The following is an 18,930-nucleotide window of genomic DNA, read 5'->3' as shown; positions in this document are numbered from 1 at the left end:
TTAATAGAAACAGGAAAAAATTAAAATCTGCCAGGATGATTCATGCGTTAAAGGGAGAAAATCAGCTTTCAGAAATGTGATTGCTCGCGCATTTTTTTACGCAATAAAGGGGAAAAGATTATTTAAGAGGCGCGAAATAAAAAGGCCAATAGGCTGTATCGCCAGGATTGGTTAACAACAGCGTGCGCTTTTCTCCCGCGTCATACCACCGGTCTGGATCCGTGCATTCCCCACCTCTAAGCAGGCTGGAGAACTGTGATAATATGTGCGCCTTATGTACCGCACACGGATAAAATCATGTATCTCCATCTTAAAAAATGTCTGCAAAAAGAAGTGGTTAAAAATGATAACCCCTTCACCTGGACGAAGACGTTGCACCGAGCAATCAAGTGCCCGGATCGCCGTTTTTATTTCTGGTTCAGAATTTGGGGATACTTATTTAAAGCCAGAAAGGGTTTCATCCATCGCCTGGCGAAAAAGAAATTAATAAAGCTAAACCATTATTACGCGATGGATATTTCTCCCCTGGCAACCATTGGTGAAGGGCTGGAAATACGGCATTTCCCAGGCCTTGTGATTCGCCCGGACTGTGTGATCGGTAAAAATGTTGTTTTGCGTCAGAACATTACTATCGGGCAAAAAGCGCGAGGCGACGGCGGGAAAACGGTGATTGGAGATAACGTCAATATTGGGGCGGGGACGTGCATTATTGGTGATATTACTATCGGTTCCAACGTGACTATCGGGGCCATGTCATTTGTGAACAAAGACGTGCCGGATAACCATACGGTCTATACCCGTAAAGAGACGATTTTGGTGCTGCGTGAAAATTAGTGATGCGAATAATTAAAGAAAGAAGCTGATGGCGACGATGCCGTAAAGAATGACGGCGGCCAGAATCAGTTCAAATCTGAAGCGCTTTAGCAGCAGATCAGGTTTGATAAAAAAACACCCGGCAAGCCGGGTGTTTTTAATAGAGGGGGATTTCATTGCAAACTTATGCAGCAGGTTTAGCTGCGGGTGCTACAGCAGGGGTAGCTGCTTTTTTGTGGTGCTTTTTAGCCGCCTGGGCTTTCTGAGGTGCCGCCGGGGTGGCTGATTTAGTGGCTTTTTTGTGATGCTTTTTAGCGGCCTGCGCTTTCTGCGCTACAGGGGCTGCTTTGTGATGTTTTTTGTGGTGCACGGTAGTGGTGTGTTTTACCGGAGCAGGCGCTGCGGTGGTTTCAGCAGCGAAAGCAGCAGAGGACAGACCCATTACAGCGACAGCAATCAGAGTTAATACTTTTTTCATTTTGTTCGTCTCGTGTTTGTTTATGAGTGGCCTCTCGGCCCGATGAAATAACTCTATTCCAATAAACAAAAACGTTCCGTGAGTGATTGGTGTCGGCGAGTAACCGAATGTACAGCCTTTTAACACAAGCGCTGCGGATGGGTATAAACCGTGGCACGCCCCGGTTTGCTAAACCCCACTAAGGTAAGATTGCAGCGTTGGGCGACCTCTACTGCAAGCGTGGTTGCCGCCGAAACGGCAAACAGAATTTCCACGCCGCACTGGGCTGATTTCTGCACCATTTCATAGCTGGCGCGGCTCGAAACGAGCACGGCTCCGGTGTGCCAGTTCCCACGGGCTCGCGCCCCGAGCAGCTTATCCAGCGCCACATGGCGGCCTATATCTTCTTTACCCTCCAGGATCATGCCGGTTTCATTAAGCCAAAGTGCGGCATGAGTACAGCCCGTCAGCTCCCCGATCGGCTGGTAATCGCGCATCTGTTTTAAGGCTGCATCCAGATTGTTTAAATCGAACGTTTGTGTGAACGGCAATGGGGCGATTGGGCGGCCAATATCGTTGAGTTGTTCGACGCCGCAAACCCCGCAGCCGGTGCGCCCGGCAAGCGAGCGTCGGCGCTCTTTCAGCCCCATAAAGCGGCGGCTGGAAAGCTCAATCTGCACTTCCATGCCATTGCAGACCGGAATCACATCAATACCGTAAATGTCTGCTGTAGATTCAATAATCCCTTCCGAGAGCGAAAAACCGACGGCAAAAAGCTCCAGATCTTTAGGCGAGGCCATCATCACGACATGGGAAATACCGTTGTAGACCAGCGCAACCGGGACTTCTTCAGCAAGCCAGTCACTTTTGGCCTGACATAAATCGTGGCGCTGCCACAGATCGATTGTTCGTGCGCCAGTGATGGCGTTCACATTTTTGCTTTGATTTGGGTCGGAATTGTTCACGTTGTCTTAACCTGATTGGAACAGCCTTAATCCTAATGTGGTATTCTGGACCTACTACCCCTTCTGGATGAGGGGCTATTTCCAGTTTGCGTTTGATTGTGGACCTTTGCGGCTTAGACCGCAAAAAATTAAACCTATAAGTAATATGACAATGTCGAAAAGGAGCATCCATGCAGGTCAGCAGAAGACAGTTCTTTAAGATCTGTGCTGGCGGTATGGCAGGGACTACGGCAGCGGCACTGGGCTTTGCCCCAGGCGTTGCACTTGCGGAAACACGGCAATATAAACTGCTGCGCACCCGCGAAACGCGTAACACCTGCACATACTGTTCCGTTGGTTGTGGGCTGTTGATGTACAGCCTCGGTGACGGTGCGAAAAATGCCAAAGCATCTATCTTCCATATTGAAGGGGACCCGGACCATCCGGTTAACCGCGGGGCACTTTGCCCGAAAGGCGCAGGCCTGGTGGATTTCATCCACAGCGAAAGCCGCCTCAAATTCCCGTCTTACCGCGCGCCAGGCTCGGATAAATGGGAGCAAATCAGTTGGGAAACGGCGTTTGACCGTATCGCCAAACTGATGAAACAAGACCGCGATGCCAACTTTATTGCGCAAAATGACCAGGGAACGACGGTCAACCGTTGGCTCTCCACCGGCATGTTGTGCGCATCGGCATCCAGCAACGAAACCGGCTATTTAACCCAGAAATTTTCCCGCGCCCTCGGCATGCTTGCCGTGGATAACCAGGCGCGTGTCTGACACGGACCAACGGTAGCAAGTCTTGCTCCAACATTTGGTCGCGGTGCGATGACCAACCACTGGGTTGATATCAAGAACGCCGATCTCGTTATTGTGATGGGTGGCAACGCCGCTGAAGCGCATCCCGTCGGGTTCCGCTGGGCGATGGAAGCCAAAATTCACAACGGCGCGAAGCTCATTGTTATCGATCCGCGCTTTACGCGTACCGCTTCGGTGGCGGATTTCTACACCCCGATTCGCTCCGGCTCTGACATTGCCTTCCTGTCAGGCGTGCTGCTGTACCTGATCAACAACAATAAATACAACCGCGAATACGTTGAGGCTTACACCAACGCCAACCTGATTGTGCGTGAGGATTACCGCTTCGACGACGGCCTGTTCTCGGGCTACGATGCGGCAAACCGTAAATATGATAAAACCACCTGGAACTATGAGCTGGACGAAAAAGGCTTCGCCAAACGCGACCTGACGCTCACTCATCCACGTTGCGTGTGGAACCTGCTTAAAGAGCACGTCTCCCGCTATACGCCGGACGTGGTTTCCAATATTTGCGGCACCCCGAAAGACGATTTCCTGAAAGTTTGCGAATATATCGCGGCGACCAGCGTAAAAGACAAAACCGCGTCGTTCCTCTACGCGCTAGGCTGGACGCAACACTCCGTGGGCGCGCAGAACATTCGCACCATGGCGATGATTCAGTTGCTGCTTGGCAATATGGGAATGGCGGGCGGCGGCGTGAACGCCCTGCGCGGTCACTCCAATATTCAAGGGCTGACGGATCTCGGCCTGCTGTCACAGAGCCTGCCGGGCTATATGACGCTGCCGAATGAAAAACAGCCCGACATCCAGACTTATCTCGCCGCCAACACGCCAAAACCGCTGCTGGAAGGCCAGGTAAACTACTGGGGTAACTACCCGAAATTCTTCGTTTCGATGATGAAAGCCTTCTACGGCGACAAAGCCACAGCGGAAAATAGCTGGGGTTATGACTGGTTGCCGAAGTGGGACAAGGGCTACGACGTCCTGCAATATTTCGAGATGATGAACCAGGGCAAGGTGAACGGCTATCTCTGCCAGGGCTTTAACCCCGTCGCGTCGTTCCCGAATAAAAACAAGGTTATCGCGTCACTGTCGAAGCTGAAATTCCTCGTGACCATTGACCCGCTGAATACGGAAACCTCGAACTTCTGGCAAAACCACGGCGAAATGAACGACGTTGACCCGTCGACAATCCAGACCGAAGTGTTCCGCCTGCCGTCCACCTGCTTCGCCGAAGAGAACGGCTCGATCGTGAACTCTGGCCGCTGGTTGCAGTGGCACTGGAAAGGCGCGGACGCCCCAGGGGAAGCGCTGAACGACGGCGAAATCCTTGCGGGTATCTTTAGCCGCCTGCGGCACATGTACGAACGTGAAGGCGGTGCGCTGCCTGAGCAAGTGCTGAACATGACCTGGAATTACCTGACGCCAGACAACCCGGCACCGGAAGAAGTGGCGATGGAAAGCAACGGCAAAGCGTTGCAGGACGTTATCGACCCGGCGACCGGTGCGGTGCTGGTGAAAAAAGGTCAGCAGCTCAGTTCGTTTGCCCAACTGCGCGACGACGGCACCACCTCAAGCGGCTGCTGGATCTTCGCCGGGAGCTGGACGCCGGACGGCAACCAGATGGCTCGCCGCGATAACGCCGATCCGTCAGGTTTGGGCAACACGCTAGGTTGGGCCTGGGCGTGGCCGCTCAACCGCCGCATTCTGTATAACCGTGCGTCTGCCGATCCAGCGGGTAAACCGTGGGATGAAAAACGCCGCCTGATCTCCTGGGACGGCGCGAAGTGGGGCGGGGCGGATATTGCCGACTACAGCACCGCCGCACCGGGCACTGATGTTGGGCCGTTTATCATGCAGCCGGAAGGTTTGGGCCGCCTGTTTGCCATCGACAAAATGGCAGAAGGGCCGTTCCCTGAACACTACGAGCCGTTTGAAACGCCGCTTGGCACCAACCCGCTGCACCCGAACGTGGTTTCCAACCCGGCGGCGCGCGTGTTCAAAGGTGACCTGGAAGCGATGGGCAAGCATGACAAATTCCCGTATGTCGGCACCACTTATCGTCTGACCGAGCATTTCCACTACTGGACTAAACACGCGGTGCTGAACGCCATCGCGCAGCCAGAGCAGTTTATCGAGATTGGCGAGAAGCTTGCCAATTCACTCGGTATTGCTCACGGCGACACGGTGAAAGTCTCCTCCAACCGCGGCTTTATCAAAGCCAAAGCGGTGGTGACCAAACGTATTCGCCAGCTCGATGTGAACGGCCAGAAAGTGGATACCATCGGTATTCCGATTCACTGGGGTTATGAGGGCGTGGCGAAGAAAGGCTTTATCGCTAACACCCTGACGCCATTTGTCGGGGATGCCAACACGCAAACGCCTGAATTTAAGGCGTTCCTGGTCAATGTGGAAAAGGTGTAACGGAGACGAATTATGGCTTATCAATCTCAGGACATCATCCGTCGTTCCGCCACCAACGGCTTCACGCCCGCGCCTCAGGCGCGGGATCACCAGCAAGAGGTCGCGAAACTTATCGACGTCACCACCTGCATCGGCTGCAAAGCCTGCCAGGTGGCGTGTTCGGAATGGAACGACCTGCGCGATGAAATCGGTAGTAACGTCGGCGTTTACGACAACCCAGCGGATTTGACGGCGAAATCGTGGACGGTGATGCGCTTCTCGGAAGTGGAGCAGAACGACAAACTGGAATGGCTTATCCGCAAAGACGGCTGTATGCACTGCGCGGACCCTGGCTGCCTGAAAGCGTGCCCATCTGAGGGCGCGATTATTCAGTACGCCAACGGCATTGTCGATTTCCAGTCTGAACAGTGCATCGGCTGCGGCTACTGCATTGCGGGCTGCCCGTTTGACGTACCGCGCCTGAACCCGGAGGACAACCGCGTCTACAAATGCACATTGTGCGTAGACCGCGTGACCGTCGGCCAGGAGCCAGCCTGCGTGAAAACCTGCCCAACCGGCGCGATTCATTTCGGCTCGAAAGACGATATGAAAACCCTGGCGGGCGAGCGCGTGGCGGAGCTGAAAACGCGCGGTTATGACAATGCTGGATTGTACGATCCTGCCGGTGTTGGCGGCACTCACGTCATGTATGTGCTGCATCATGCGGACAAGCCGACGCTGTACCACGGCCTGCCGGAGAATCCGTCCATCAGCCCAACGGTGAAATTCTGGAAAGGCGTCTGGAAGCCGCTGGCCGCTATCGGCTTTGCTGCCACCTTCGCCGCCAGCGTATTCCACTATGTTGGAGTTGGCCCGAACCGTGCCGAAGAAGAGGACGACAATTTGCACCATGAAGACGATGAGGTGCGCAAACCATGAAAAAACAAGTGACCATTCAGCGCTACAGCGCGCCTGAACGTATCAACCACTGGATTACCGCCTTCTGCTTTATTCTGGCGGCGGTGAGCGGGCTGGGGTTCTTCTTCCCCTCCTTCAACTGGCTGATGCACATTTTGGGCACGCCGCAGCTGGCGCGCATCCTCCACCCGTTCGTCGGCGTGGTGATGTTTGCCTCGTTTATCATTATGTTTTTCCGCTACTGGCACCACAACCTAATCAATCGGGATGATATCTTTTGGGCGAAGAATATCCGTAAGATCATCGTCAACGAGGAAGTAGGTGACACGGGACGTTATAACTTCGGCCAGAAATGCGTGTTCTGGGCGGCAATTATCTTCCTGGTGTTATTGCTGGTGAGCGGCGTGATTATCTGGCGTCCTTACTTTGCCCCTGCTTTCTCAATCCCGGTGATTCGCGTAGCCCTGATGGTGCATTCATTTGCCGCAGTGGCGCTGATTGTGGTTATTATGATCCACATCTACGCAGCCCTATGGGTGAAAGGCACGATTACCGCGATGGTGGAAGGCTGGGTCACCACGACCTGGGCGAAAAAACACCATCCGAAATGGTATCGTGAAGTTCGCCAGAAACAGGAAAAAAGACAGGAATGAGTATTCGCATAATCCCGCAAGACCAGCTTGCGACGAGCGATAAACGTACGGCGGAGACGATCCCGCCGTTATTGTTCCCCAGGCTGAAAAACCTCTACAACCGCCGCGCAGAACGCCTGCGCGAGCTGGCGACCAATAATCCTTTGGGCGATTACCTGCGCTTTGCGGCCCTGATCGCCCACGCGCAGGAAGTGGTGCTGTATGACCACCCGCTGCAAATGGATTTAACCGCGCTGATTCAGAAATCTTCGGAAACCGGTAAGCCGCCGTTGGATATCCACGTTCTGCCGCGCGACCCGCACTGGCAGCGCCTGCTGAGTTCGCTCATTGCTGAGCTGAAACCAGAGATGAGCGGCCAGGCCCTGGCGGTTATCGAAAACCTGGAAAAGGCATCAACGCAAGAGCTGGAAGAGATGGCGACCGCGCTGTTTAACGCCGATTTTGCGCTGGTTTCCAGCGACAAAGCGCCATTCATCTGGGCGGCGTTGTCACTTTACTGGGCGCAAATGGCGAGCCTGATCCCAGGGCGTGCAAAAGCAGAATACGGCGAACAGCGCCAGTTCTGCCCGGTTTGCGGCTCCGTGCCCGTTTCGAGCGTCGTGCAGATTGGCGGCACCAGCGGCCTGCGTTATTTGCACTGCAACCTGTGCGAAACCGAATGGCACGTGGTGCGAGTGAAATGCAGCAACTGCGAGCAAACCCGCGATTTGAACTACTGGTCGCTCGACAGCGAGCAGTCAGCGATTAAAGCGGAAAGCTGTGGCGACTGCGGCACTTACCTGAAGATTCTCTATCAGGAAAAAGATGCCAAAGTGGAAGCCGTGGCCGACGATTTAGCCTCGCTGGTGCTGGATGCTCGCATGGAGCAAGAAGGCTTTGCCCGCAGCAGCATCAACCCGTTCCTGTTCCCGGGGGAAGGGGAGTAATAAGTTCCCAGGGCGGAGAGCTTTAGCTTATCCGTCCTGGTCATCACACAGGATCACAGTATGTCCCTCGAACCCGCAATCGCCGGGCTGGTTGATGAATTTATCGACTCTGGCCGCCCTTCTTCACGCCAACAAACTTTTGCCGAACGCCGGGCAGGGTATATCGCCAGCACTGTTTTAGCGGGCGAAACGGAAACCCGTGTCGACGTGAAAGAAATCAGTCTTGATGGCTGCACGTTACGCATATTTTCCCCGCTAAATGCGACCAGATCACTACCCGCCGTGATCTACTACCACGGCGGTTGCTTTGTTAGCGGTGGGTTTGAAACCCATGACAACCCGTTACGCCAGCTTTGCTATTACGGTAGTTGCCGGGTGATTGCCGTTCAGTATCGCGTGGCCCCAGAGCACACTTATCCGGCAGCGCATGATGATGCTGAGCGTGCCGCGGACGCTATCTGGCAAGCGGCTGATCAACTGGAAGTGGATCGTGAACGAATGACGCTCGCGGGTGACAGTGCGGGTGGGCATATTGCCCTGGTGACGGCTCTGCGCCTGAAAAGTGCGGGAAACTGGCTGCCTGCGCGGCTCATGCTGATTTACCCGATGTTGGACGCGACGGCGGAATCTGTCAGCTATCAGGAAAATGGCTACGACTACATCATCACCCGCGATACGCTGCTTTCCGGCTACGAAGCCTATATGCCCGATCTTGACCCAATGGATGAAGAAGCCAGTCCATTATTTCGTGAAGATTTTGCAGGCCTGCCACCGGTACATATCATCACTGCTGAATACGATCCCCTTCGCAATGAAGGCGAGGTCTTGCATGAGTGCCTGATGGACCAGGGCGTTGAGTCCACCTGCCAGCGCTATCTCGGCGTGATCCACGGCTTTTTCCAGCTTGGTGGTATCAGCCAGGCAGCCCGCGATGCCATGCGTGATGTCGCGTGGCGGGTCGGTCAACCACGCTAATACGCGATACCAGCCAGCATGAGCTGGCTGGTATCTGCACAGCAAATCAATCTTTCTTAATCATCTGCACGATTTGGTCATTATTAATCTGGCGCTCGTTGCCTTGCTCGTCGGTGTAGCGCGTCATGCCCGTGCCTTTATCCACTTCCGGTTTTCCTTGCGTCACAATCATTTCCCCCGTTTTGGTCGACATCACATAGTCACTTGAACAAGCGGTAACAGACAAAGCCACGCCGCCTAATAGCAGAACTGCTAATAATTTTTTCATGCTGAATATTCCCTTTGAAAGTAGAAGGGAATATTAACCGCTGAGCGTGAGACAGATTGTTAAGGTGTATTAAGAAGGGTTTTTGGAGCTATGGCGCGGCCAGGCTGTAAAACAAAAAAACCGCATGGCTTTACCATACGGTTTTTTAACGTGTTCAAGGTCTTAACGCTTTTAAGAGCTCAAATGAGCTTGTTTTCTACGCGCAACATCAATAAATAAAAGGCTGGCGGCAAATGACAAACAGGACGTAATAATCAAAACAAGAAGATAGGAAGTCACAAAGCTATATTCTTTGTCCAGATGGCTAAGCTGTTCAGATATCAGGTCGATGTTTTCTATCGTGTAGTTTCTGCACGCATAAAGCCCGTACCAGAAGGCGCCGAAGGCTATCATGCAGGTGTAACAGAACCAGGTGAGTTTTTTATCTATGTAATCAAGATAAAATTTGGGGTCAGAGTAGGCGACTTTGAGAAGACCAAAAAAACAGCCAAAGTAGATGCCAATCAACCACTTCAACACATCCCAATTCATAAAAACCTCTTCAATTGCTGCCTGCTTTATAGCCAAAATAATTCGAGTTGCAGGCAGGCGGCGACGCAGTGAATCCCCAAGAGCTTACTCCAGTAAGTGACTGGGGTGAGCGAGGAAAGCCAATGCACATGCAACTTGAAGTATGACGGGGTATATAAGGCATTAAAAAAGGCTACGTATCACGTAACCCATTGTTTTCGTTTGTTTACGCCAGATAAGTTTTTGTGGCGGGAACAATATCGGCAAAGTATCTCACATGCTGGAGTGACAAAGAAGAGCGTGAAGGTGACGCGTGGATGAAGGAGTTGCTTTAAAAAATGGCGGATGTCGCAAGCTAATCCGCCTAACAAAACCTGATTAATTCCTGCACCGCTAATCACGCATCATGTTGCTTAATGATTAATTTTGCGCCCTGATTGAGTAACTGATTAATACTCTCGCCGCATGCCAGCGCGATACGTTCAAGAGCCGCATGGTCTTCAGGCGTTAGACGAGCAGAAATCTTCCCGCTGTATGATTTATAAGGCTCAATGTTTTTTGCACGACATGTATCAAGAAAGAATTTAAGAGATTCGGCTCCCTCTGTTTTCAATTCCTGCACACTATAGGCGTAAAAATCTGCACCGCCGTTTAAGCCAACGAACTCGCCGCGAAACATTTCAATGTCTGGGTCGAAGCTAACAATAGCGGTGTGGCCATCAATTTTAATAATGTTATTCATGGTTTGATTCCCATACTTTCTAACCAGATGCGGGTCGCATTTACGGCACCTTTATCCATCGTCGAATGCGGATGTGGTCGGTGATACACACGAACCTCTTCCCGTAATGTGAATGCTTCTCGCGATCCAGCGGCACTTACATCTACCTCTGCCCCCAGCGAAATCATTAACGCTTTAAAGTCCCGCCATTCCAGAGAACCTGCCACGGGACGACGATAGATCGCCTCCAACGTCCTTTGATGTTGTCGTTTCATACAAGTGTAGTATGACTTCCTTGTTATTCGATGGTATCAAAAAATAATACCACCGAGAAGTGTGTATTAAGGAAGTGAAGGGGGCACGAATTACCGCGCGGTTATAGCCATCCTTCACTCGTACAATAAAGGTTAGTGAATTGCCGGCACCGCCTCGCCACTAATCATTGCCAGCCCACCTTCTGTACGAACAAAACGCGGCGTTTTCAAATCTTCGACCAGAACGTTAACCAACTCGAATAATAATCCGGTGATGTGTTCTTCCTGCTCAGATGACTGCTGGCGTTGCAGCAATAATATAGTTAGCGCTACGCAATATTCCCGTAGGGTTTCCGAATCGGTAGAAAGCGCACCGCGATAATTATCAGGCTCCGCCACATCCACCGTCAGGCGCTCAATAAGATGCGCAGGCAATGGCGCTTTTAATGCGTATTTCAGCACTTCCAGCCCGGCAAGCAACCGCCCGCAAAGCGCCATGCACTCGGTGTTGTTATCGTTTTCTATAAGCGCATCGACGTGCTGCTGGCAGCTTTCGAGTACCTGAAATAAATCCATCGTCGCGCCAAGCGGAGTTTTGAGCAGCGTAGCAATCGCCGTTTCATTAACTTGCGGCGGGCAGATGATTTCAGGATTGGTGATTGTGGTACTATTGGTGTTAGCCATGGCGTTAGTTTCCTTAACGTTTGTGGTGAGCCCTCGTCTAGTACTCGTAATACTATTCGGGGGCGTTTTTTTTCAGGTGACCCTGTGATAGGGTGTGTACCTTAATAACCACAATAGACTCAAGGGTACATACATGTCAACGGTCAAATATGATGCTAAGCAGTCTGCTTCCGGTAAAAATCCTGCTTTTCAGATCAGGATCTCACCAGAGCTGAAAGCTCAATTTGAAGTTGCAGCGAAAGAAGCGGGTATGAGTCTTGGGAATTGGTTAAAGACGTTGGGAAGGAAGGAACTGGAGAGGTTGAAGGGTAATAATTAGATGTATTACCCATATATTTTATTAAATAATAATATGCAAATGAATTTTTAAATCTAAATGGAAATTTAGCGCAATAACTCTATGCCATTAGTATTTTGGTAGCTAATTATTTTTTTAAAAACAGATGTTGTTGAGAAATAATCGTAATTATATGCTAGACGGAGCATCTCTTCCACGCATCCGGAATCATTAATAGTTTTACTAAGGCTTTTGAGTCCCTTTTTACTAATCAAATATAAGACCTCTGCTATATCATGGCCATTGATTATTTGTTTAATATCATGGTTAGACGATATTTCATTTGTTAGGCAAGATAGTATCTGTTCTCGGGAGGTTATTTTTCCACCACGATTAGTTGAGTATTCAACTATTGTATTTATCATCTTTTCATGACCTAAATATGAAAAATTTTCTTCTGAGATGAATTTCTTTATCTTGAACTTATTGCCTTCAGGTTTTACTGGCTTAAATGCCAATCCTAAGTTGTTTTTTTTGTTAGCTAGTCTCAAGCATGCTAATGGATAGCATAATTCATATATCACATTTCTAATCTCCCCATATTTTTCAGTAAATAATGCTATGTTTTTCTCATTTGAAACGGAATCAATGAAATCATATAAAGCATCACTATTTATTATCATTCCTTCTGAATCATGCTCATCTGTTGGAAATATGCATTCATTATAATTGTTATCGAATTTTTCATTCCCCTCTAAACGAAGAAAATCAGCATCTCGTATCCCAATAAATTTTTTATATTCTCTTTCTTGTAGTATGTCTTTTATTTTCCTCATATTATGTTTTCCAAATGTGACTTGCAGTTTTACATCCTTACTCATTAATTTTTTGTAAGTTTTTAAATCTTTAATGCCTTCTATAAATAAATAATAGCCATTAAAACTTTTATCCTGAATAATTGCATTTGCAGTTCTGTCTGGAGTAATATGATCACAAAACATTTACTCTACTCCTTGCAATTCAATCATTAACTCCCAATTATGGCTGATGATGTCTGGTGAGTGAGTTGCAATAATAACCGATAGGTCATTAATTGATATAATATCTTTTATATCTTCTATGAATTTATTCTGCCAGGATATATGTAATGAAAGTTCAGGTTCATCAATGAGGATCATATCATTAGGTTGCGAATTAAATATCAGCTTGTAAAATAATATTAATTCATTTTGTTCTCCTGATGATAAACCGGTTGATGGGATATTAACTGATTTATTGTCCCTGTTTGTTATTACAGTCGATTTAAATGTAATGCCTTCACCTTGTGTTACTTCTAATTTTTTATGTTTAAAACGTGTGTTGATGATTTCTTTAAATAATTTTATTTTTTTAGAAATTTCCTCGAAGGGAGCTAGTTTTTTATGGCTATCATCAATATATATTTTTAATATGGTTATAAGATCCTCTTGATTTTTTTCAATCTGAAGCAAATCATTATCTTCTGAATCTATAATAAGTCCAACAGAGGACAATAATTTCCTTCTATCATTTAATTTTGCTAAGGCGTCATTGAGTTCTTCAAAAGAGTCATCAGCACCTCTTTTTAATTCTGAAATTAGCCTGTTTGGATAAGTACTATCAAGAGAAGATGCAACATTCGATGATTCTTTAACCGCTTGGACTATCATCTCTTTCAACTCTTTCGAGTAATATTCCACCGGATTAAGAATGACATCGCTATTTAAATCTTTTCGGCCTATTATTCTCTGGGTTTCAATTAGCCTAATATTTATCGCATCTAAAGCTTCTTCAAACCATTTTGGATTTTGAACATTTTTATCATTATGTGAGTCATACTCATTAATTAGATGCTCATTCCAAATGCTTCTTTCAATCATATCCATTTCATTTATGATAGAACCATCAATAAGGCGCGAATCATATATATTCTCAGCAAATTGAATGTTTCTCCTTCTTAAATATTCTCTTTGCATCATTCGTCTTTTAAATAAATCATGCTTTGATATATTTGGTGGCAATCCATCCTTGATCAAATATTCTTTACTTTCATTCTTTCCATTTGCACCCTTTGTTATAAATAATTGTGAAGCATTTGTTTGCTGCTTTCCTTTCCGAAAGCTCCATGTATCTTTTGTATCGAAAGTAATAATGAGTTTTTCAAAGGTGATTTTATGAAAAAAATTATACTGTCGATTGAAAAGGGCGTTAATTGCTTCTAGAATGACTGTTTTTCCTAATCCATTTTCTCCTATTATTATTGTTATACCTCCTTCTTCATTAAGGTTTATTGAGTGATCAAAAACACCGAATAATTTGATAAACTCTATCTTTGATATTTTCATACAATCTCCCTATACATTATAAATACAAAAAATATTTTCGGATCATATCTTGGGTTGCGTAATAGTGATGTAGATGACGAACAATTAATATGAGCAAACTCGGGTATTGTTAAAAAGAGTTTGGCGGAAGATCACAGGAGTCGAACCTGCCCGGCACCGCTGGCGGCACCAACTGGAGTTGAAGTCCAGCCGCCTCACCGGAGACGACGATCTTCCTGGCCTCGATTGCTACATGGAGGCGGTGCGCAGTATACCTGGTTTCTCGCCGGTACCAAACAATGGTTTTCCCTTTCGCCAATCATTTCACTGAAACCATTAGCCTGATCAATTAAATCGTTCACAATCCACGCGTTTAGCATTTCTGATCCCTTTGAGAGAGCGACTCCGCTCACACTTATCAAGAATCGTAATCTGATAACGAGATTACAGAATTCACGCCCTGTCCCCGATGCTTTAAAACCGTAGAAATCTACATTCCAGCATTCAAAGGACTGCATTATGAAAATTAGTGACGGTAACTGGCTTATTCAGCCGGGGCTTGCGTTGATTCACCCGATTCAAGTGTTCGACGTGGAGCCGCGCGGGAACGAAATGGTGGTGTACGCGGGGATGAAGGACGTCCGCGAACGTGGCAACCAGCTTGATACGCCGCTGTTTACGCTGCGTTTCTTCTCGCCGCAGGAAGGCGTGGTCGGCGTGCGCATCGAACATTTCCAGGGCGCGTTAAACAACGGCCCACACTATCCGCTTAATGTGCTCAAAGACGTAAAAGTTGAGATGCAAAACACCGCTGAATTTGCCGAGTTGAAAAGCGGCAACCTGGCGGTGCGCGTCACCAAAGGCAACGACTGGGCGCTGGATTTCCTGCGCGATGGCGTGCGCATCACCGGCAGTGCGGTGAAAAATAACGGCTACGTGCAGGATGCCAATACCGGGAATACGCATATGTTCGAGCGCCTGGATTTGGGCGTCGGCGAAACGGTTTATGGCCTGGGCGAACGCTTCACTGCGCTGGTGAAAAACGGCCAGACGGTGGAAACCTGGAACCGCGACGGCGGCACCAGCACCGAGCAATCCTACAAAAACATTCCGTTCTACCTCACCAACCGTGGCTACGGCGTGCTGGTGAACCATCCCGAATGCGTCTCCTTTGAAGTCGGTTCCGAAAAAGTCTCCAAAGTGCAGTTCAGCGTGGAAGGCGAATACCTCGAATACTTTGTGATCGACGGCCCAACGCCGAAAGCGGTGCTTGACCGTTACACACGCTTCACCGGCCGCCCGGCGCTGCCGCCAGCATGGTCGTTTGGCCTGTGGCTCACCACTTCATTTACCACCAACTACGACGAAGCGACGGTCAACAGCTTTATCGACGGTATGGCGGAACGCAACCTGCCGCTGCATGTTTTCCACTTCGACTGCTTCTGGATGAAAGCCTTCCAGTGGTGTGATTTTGAGTGGGATCCGGTGACGTTCCCTGACCCGGAAGGGATGCTGAAACGCCTGAAAGCGCGCGGCCTGAAAATCTGCGTCTGGATAAACCCGTACATCGGCCAGAAATCCCCGCTGTTCCACGAAGGCATGGAAAAAGGTTATCTCCTCAAACGCCCGAACGGCGCGGTGTGGCAGTGGGATAAATGGCAGCCGGGCCAGGCGATTGTTGATTTCACCAATCCGGCGGCGTGCGACTGGTATGCGGGCCACCTGAAACGCCTGGTGCGCATGGGTGTGGACTGCTTTAAAACCGATTTCGGCGAGCGTATTCCAACGGACGTGGTGTGGCACGATGGTTCCGACCCGCAAAAAATGCACAACCACTACGCGTTCATCTATAACGAGCTGGTGTGGAACGTCCTGAAACAGGAACTCGGCGATGAAGAAGCGGTGCTGTTTGCTCGCTCGGCGTCCGTGGGGGCACAACAGTTCCCGGTTCACTGGGGCGGTGACTGCTACGCCAACTATGAGTCGATGGCGGAAAGCCTGCGCGGCGGGCTGTCGCTTGGGATGTCCGGCTTCGGCTTCTGGAGCCACGACATCGGCGGCTTTGAAAACACCGCGCCTGCACATGTCTACAAACGCTGGTGTGCGTTCGGGTTGCTCTCCAGCCACAGCCGCCTGCACGGCAGCAAATCTTACCGTGTGCCATGGGCGTATGACGATGAAGCCTGCGATGTGGTGCGCCACTTCACGCAGTGGAAATCACGCATGATGCCGTATCTATATCGCCAGGCGGCCTACGCGGCGGAGTTCGGTACGCCGATGATGCGCGCCATGATGCTGGAGTTCCCGGACGATCCGGGCTGCGATTATCTTGACCGCCAGTACATGCTGGGGGATTCCGTGATGGTGGCGCCGGTGTTCTCGGAGGCGGGCGATGTGCAGTTCTATCTGCCGGAAGGCTGCTGGACGCATCTGTTCTCTAACCATGAAGCGCAGGGCAGCCGCTGGCATAAAGAGAAACACGATTTCCAGAGCCTGCCGGTTTATGTGCGTGACAACACGCTGTTAGCGCTCGGCAATAACGACCAGAAGCCGGATTACGCCTGGCACGAAGGCACCGCCTTCCAGCTATTTAACCTGGATGATGGACGTGAAGCGGTTTGCGAAGTCCCGGCGGCGGACGGCTCAGTTATCTTTACGCTGAAAGTTAAGCGCGAAGGCAACGCGCTGACGGTTCAGGGCGACGGCCAGGCAAAAGACTGGACGCTGTGTCTGCGCAATATCAGCAGCGTGAAAGGTGTGAAGCAAGGTAAGAGTGCGGCGGGCGAGCAGGGCGTGGTGATTACGCCGGATTCGCACGCGGCGGGATTGGTTATCGAGCTTTAGTTTTTGTGGCGGGGGCGCTTGCGCTTGCCCGCCCTACAACGGTTGGCCCTCTCCCACAGGGAGAGGGAATCAACAGATTATCCCTTCATCCAGATCCGCAGGCCGTCCAGGAACATTTGGGTCGCCAGCATCACCAGCACCAGCCCCATTAAACGCTCCAGCGCGTTCACGCCTTTCTCGCCCAGCAGGCGCAGGAACAAAGACGATTGCAGCAAAATGGCCACGGTGCCGCCCCAGGCCAGCAGCAGAGCTGCGACTAAATGCCCCATCTGGTTCGGATACTGGTGCGATAACAGCATTAACGTTGCCAGAAGCGTTGGCCCGGCAACGAGGGGGATCGCCAGTGGCACGATAAACGGCTCTTCACCCGCAGGCAGGCCCGATGCGTTCCCTTCGTGGCTTGGGAAGATCATTTTAATCGCAATCAGGAAGAGAATTATCCCGCCGGAAATCGAGACGCTCTCTGCGCGCAGGTTAAGGAATGCGAGAATTTTTTCCCCGGCAAACAGGAAAATCAGCATGATAATCAGCGCAATAAGCAGTTCGCGGATCATGATGGCCCGGCGACGCTTCGGCTCGGTATGCTTGAGCACTGACATAAAAATCGGCAGGTTTCCCAACGGGTCCATAATCAGGATTAACAATACTGCCGCAGAAATGATTTCGGTCATGAATGGTTTTCTCTAATAAGCTGTATTTCTAATAGCTTGCATATCATTGATTAATTTCACTTGCGACTTTGGCTGCATTTTGTAATGTGGACGGTAATTCCAATTAACGCACACAATGCAAACCCCCGCAGGATTAGTCGCTATGAAAAATGTTGGTTTTATCGGTTGGCGCGGTATGGTCGGTTCCGTTCTCATGCAACGCATGGTCGAGGAACGTGATTTTGACGCCATTCGTCCGGTTTTCTTCTCCACTTCTCAGTTAGGCCTTGCGGCCCCGTCTTTTGCAGGCCAGAACAATGGCACACTGCAAGACGCGTATGATCTGGAAGCGTTGAAGGCGCTGGACATTATCATCACCTGCCAGGGCGGCGATTATACCAACGAAATCTATCCAAAGCTTCGTGAAAGCGGCTGGCAAGGTTACTGGATTGATGCGGCCTCTTCCCTGCGCATGAAAGATGACGCGATTATCATCCTCGACCCGGTAAACCAGCACGTTATTCAGGAAGGTCTGAACAACGGCGTGAAAACCTTTGTGGGCGGTAACTGCACAGTCAGCCTGATGCTGATGTCCCTCGGCGGCCTGTTTGCTAACGACCTCGTTGATTGGGTTTCCGTTGCGACTTACCAGGCAGCATCCGGCGGCGGCGCGCGTCATATGCGTGAACTGCTGACCCAGATGGGCCAACTGCATAGCCACGTTGCCAGCGAACTCTCCGACCCGGCGTCTGCTATTTTGAGCATCGAACGCAAAGTAACCGATCTTGCGCGTAGCGGCAGCCTGCCAACGGATAACTTCGGTGTGCCTTTGGCCGGCAGCCTGATCCCGTGGATCGACAAACAGCGTGATAACGGCCAGACCCGCGAAGAGTGGAAAGGCCAGGCTGAGACGAACAAAATTCTGAATACCCGCACCGTGATTCCTGTTGATGGCCTGTGTGTTCGCGTTGGCGCACTGCGCTGCCACAGCCAGGCATTCACTATCAAACTGAAAAAAGATGTCTCTCTGCCAACCATCGAATCCATGCTGGCGGGGCATAACGATTGGGTGAAAGTGGTGCCGAACGATCGTGATATCACGATGCGCGAGCTAACGCCTGCGGCGGTGACCGGCACGCTTACCACGCCAGTTGGGCGTTTGCGTAAACTGAATATGGGCCCTGAGTACCTGTCTGCCTTTACCGTTGGCGACCAGTTACTGTGGGGTGCCGCAGAGCCATTGCGAAGAATGCTGCGCTTGCTCGCATAATTACACTTACACACACAAGGGGCATTGCAGCCCCTTTTTTTTTGCCTCATACAAGGAATGTATGCGTCATTAATTAATTTTCGGGAGCAAAACAGCGCGTTGGCTATGCTTTATCAAGGGCGATGAAAATCGCCTTGCCAGGTTTTTTGGGCAGAGCAGCTTACAGGAGTTAATGATTACGCTGCCTGTTGGGGTCACATAAA

The 18,930-nt window shown here is 50.1% G+C and carries 19 protein-coding genes and 1 tRNA gene; 9 read left to right on the top strand and 11 right to left on the bottom strand.

The features are described 5' to 3' along the window. Positions 1–297: 297 nt before the first annotated feature. Entirely contained in the window at positions 298–834 is a 537-nt protein-coding gene (locus AB1E22_RS08215) for a serine acetyltransferase (protein WP_367594885.1), read from the top strand. 163 nt (positions 835–997) lie between these two features. Here AB1E22_RS08215 and asr read toward each other — a convergent pair whose 3' ends face one another. Both asr and fdhD read right to left on the bottom strand, forming a co-directional pair. Continuing rightward, entirely contained in the window at positions 998–1,291 is a 294-nt protein-coding gene (gene asr, locus AB1E22_RS08210) for an acid resistance repetitive basic protein Asr (RefSeq protein ID WP_367594884.1), read from the bottom strand. A 119-nt stretch (positions 1,292–1,410) separates the two neighbouring features. Beyond that, positions 1,411–2,235: a formate dehydrogenase accessory sulfurtransferase FdhD gene (fdhD, locus tag AB1E22_RS08205; RefSeq protein WP_367594883.1), complete on the bottom strand. Its 825-nt coding sequence runs from the start codon at positions 2,233–2,235 to the stop codon at positions 1,411–1,413. Between the two features lie 170 nt (positions 2,236–2,405). On the opposite strand from fdhD, the gene fdnG reads away from it, so the two are divergent. The 5 genes from fdnG to AB1E22_RS08180 are packed head-to-tail and all read left to right on the top strand — an operon-like array spanning position 2,406 to position 8,907. After that, a complete protein-coding gene (fdnG, locus tag AB1E22_RS08200; RefSeq protein WP_367594882.1) occupies positions 2,406–5,456 on the top strand; it encodes a formate dehydrogenase-N subunit alpha in 3,051 nt (1,016 codons plus the stop codon). 12 nt (positions 5,457–5,468) lie between these two features. After that, positions 5,469–6,374 (top strand): formate dehydrogenase subunit beta, encoded by a 906-nt coding sequence (fdxH, locus tag AB1E22_RS08195; RefSeq protein WP_367594881.1) that lies wholly within the window; start codon positions 5,469–5,471, stop codon positions 6,372–6,374. Further along, positions 6,371–7,006, top strand: coding sequence for a formate dehydrogenase cytochrome b556 subunit (gene fdoI, locus AB1E22_RS08190; RefSeq protein ID WP_367594880.1), 636 nt, complete (start codon positions 6,371–6,373; stop codon positions 7,004–7,006). Before fdxH ends, fdoI begins: the two co-directional genes overlap by 4 nt. Further along, positions 7,003–7,932, top strand: coding sequence for a formate dehydrogenase accessory protein FdhE (gene fdhE / locus AB1E22_RS08185; protein WP_367594879.1), 930 nt, complete (start codon positions 7,003–7,005; stop codon positions 7,930–7,932). The genes fdoI and fdhE overlap by 4 nt, the downstream gene beginning before the upstream one ends. Before the next feature lie 60 nt (positions 7,933–7,992). Continuing rightward, the gene (locus AB1E22_RS08180) at positions 7,993–8,907 is read left to right on the top strand and encodes an alpha/beta hydrolase (RefSeq protein ID WP_367594878.1); all 915 of its coding nucleotides are present in this window, start codon (positions 7,993–7,995) and stop codon (positions 8,905–8,907) included. Between the two features lie 46 nt (positions 8,908–8,953). Here the strand turns inward: AB1E22_RS08180 and AB1E22_RS08175 are convergent, their stop codons facing one another. From AB1E22_RS08175 to AB1E22_RS08155, 5 genes are all read right to left on the bottom strand, one after another. Then, positions 8,954–9,175 carry a YgdI/YgdR family lipoprotein gene (locus AB1E22_RS08175; RefSeq protein WP_367594877.1) on the bottom strand — a complete coding sequence of 74 codons (222 nt, stop codon included), beginning with the start codon at positions 9,173–9,175 and terminating at the stop codon, positions 8,954–8,956. 171 nt (positions 9,176–9,346) lie between these two features. Then, positions 9,347–9,742 (bottom strand): hypothetical protein, encoded by a 396-nt coding sequence (locus tag AB1E22_RS08170; protein ID WP_367594876.1) that lies wholly within the window; start codon positions 9,740–9,742, stop codon positions 9,347–9,349. 340 nt (positions 9,743–10,082) lie between these two features. Continuing rightward, positions 10,083–10,427, bottom strand: a complete 345-nt coding sequence (locus AB1E22_RS08165; RefSeq protein ID WP_367594875.1) for a type II toxin-antitoxin system HicB family antitoxin — start codon at positions 10,425–10,427, stop codon at positions 10,083–10,085. Further along, positions 10,424–10,681 (bottom strand): type II toxin-antitoxin system HicA family toxin, encoded by a 258-nt coding sequence (locus AB1E22_RS08160; protein WP_367594874.1) that lies wholly within the window; start codon positions 10,679–10,681, stop codon positions 10,424–10,426. Before AB1E22_RS08160 ends, AB1E22_RS08165 begins: the two co-directional genes overlap by 4 nt. Before the next feature lie 132 nt (positions 10,682–10,813). Beyond that, positions 10,814–11,344: a hypothetical protein gene (locus AB1E22_RS08155; protein WP_367594873.1), complete on the bottom strand. Its 531-nt coding sequence runs from the start codon at positions 11,342–11,344 to the stop codon at positions 10,814–10,816. A gap of 133 nt (positions 11,345–11,477) precedes the next feature. Here AB1E22_RS08155 and AB1E22_RS08150 point away from each other — a divergent pair, with 133 nt between their 5' ends. Then, the gene (locus tag AB1E22_RS08150; protein WP_367594872.1) at positions 11,478–11,663 is read left to right on the top strand and encodes a toxin-antitoxin system HicB family antitoxin; all 186 of its coding nucleotides are present in this window, start codon (positions 11,478–11,480) and stop codon (positions 11,661–11,663) included. A 65-nt stretch (positions 11,664–11,728) separates the two neighbouring features. Here AB1E22_RS08150 and AB1E22_RS08145 read toward each other — a convergent pair whose 3' ends face one another. The 3 genes from AB1E22_RS08145 to AB1E22_RS08135 all read right to left on the bottom strand — a co-directional run bounded on the left by AB1E22_RS08145 (position 11,729) and on the right by AB1E22_RS08135 (position 14,200). Continuing rightward, a complete protein-coding gene (locus AB1E22_RS08145; protein ID WP_367594871.1) occupies positions 11,729–12,622 on the bottom strand; it encodes a hypothetical protein in 894 nt (297 codons plus the stop codon). Next, positions 12,623–13,984 (bottom strand): AAA family ATPase, encoded by a 1,362-nt coding sequence (locus AB1E22_RS08140; RefSeq protein ID WP_367594870.1) that lies wholly within the window; start codon positions 13,982–13,984, stop codon positions 12,623–12,625. It lies immediately after the preceding gene. Positions 13,985–14,105: 121 nt separating this feature from the next. Beyond that, positions 14,106–14,200: transfer RNA gene (locus AB1E22_RS08135), tRNA-Sec, on the bottom strand. 282 nt (positions 14,201–14,482) lie between these two features. Between AB1E22_RS08135 and yicI the strand changes: the two genes are divergently transcribed. Next, positions 14,483–16,807 (top strand): alpha-xylosidase, encoded by a 2,325-nt coding sequence (gene yicI / locus AB1E22_RS08130; protein ID WP_367594869.1) that lies wholly within the window; start codon positions 14,483–14,485, stop codon positions 16,805–16,807. Between the two features lie 77 nt (positions 16,808–16,884). On the opposite strand, the gene AB1E22_RS08125 is transcribed toward yicI, so the two are convergent. After that, positions 16,885–17,478: a YhgN family NAAT transporter gene (locus tag AB1E22_RS08125; protein ID WP_367594868.1), complete on the bottom strand. Its 594-nt coding sequence runs from the start codon at positions 17,476–17,478 to the stop codon at positions 16,885–16,887. A 142-nt stretch (positions 17,479–17,620) separates the two neighbouring features. Between AB1E22_RS08125 and asd the strand changes: the two genes are divergently transcribed. Continuing rightward, positions 17,621–18,727, top strand: coding sequence for an aspartate-semialdehyde dehydrogenase (gene asd / locus AB1E22_RS08120; protein ID WP_367594867.1), 1,107 nt, complete (start codon positions 17,621–17,623; stop codon positions 18,725–18,727). Positions 18,728–18,930: the final 203 nt, after the last annotated feature.

Source organism: Buttiauxella gaviniae (assembly GCF_040786275.1).
GTDB classification, from domain to species: domain Bacteria; phylum Pseudomonadota; class Gammaproteobacteria; order Enterobacterales; family Enterobacteriaceae; genus Buttiauxella; species Buttiauxella gaviniae_A.
Note: the sequence above shows the minus strand (reverse complement) of the source record. Positions and strands in the feature narration are given on the sequence as shown.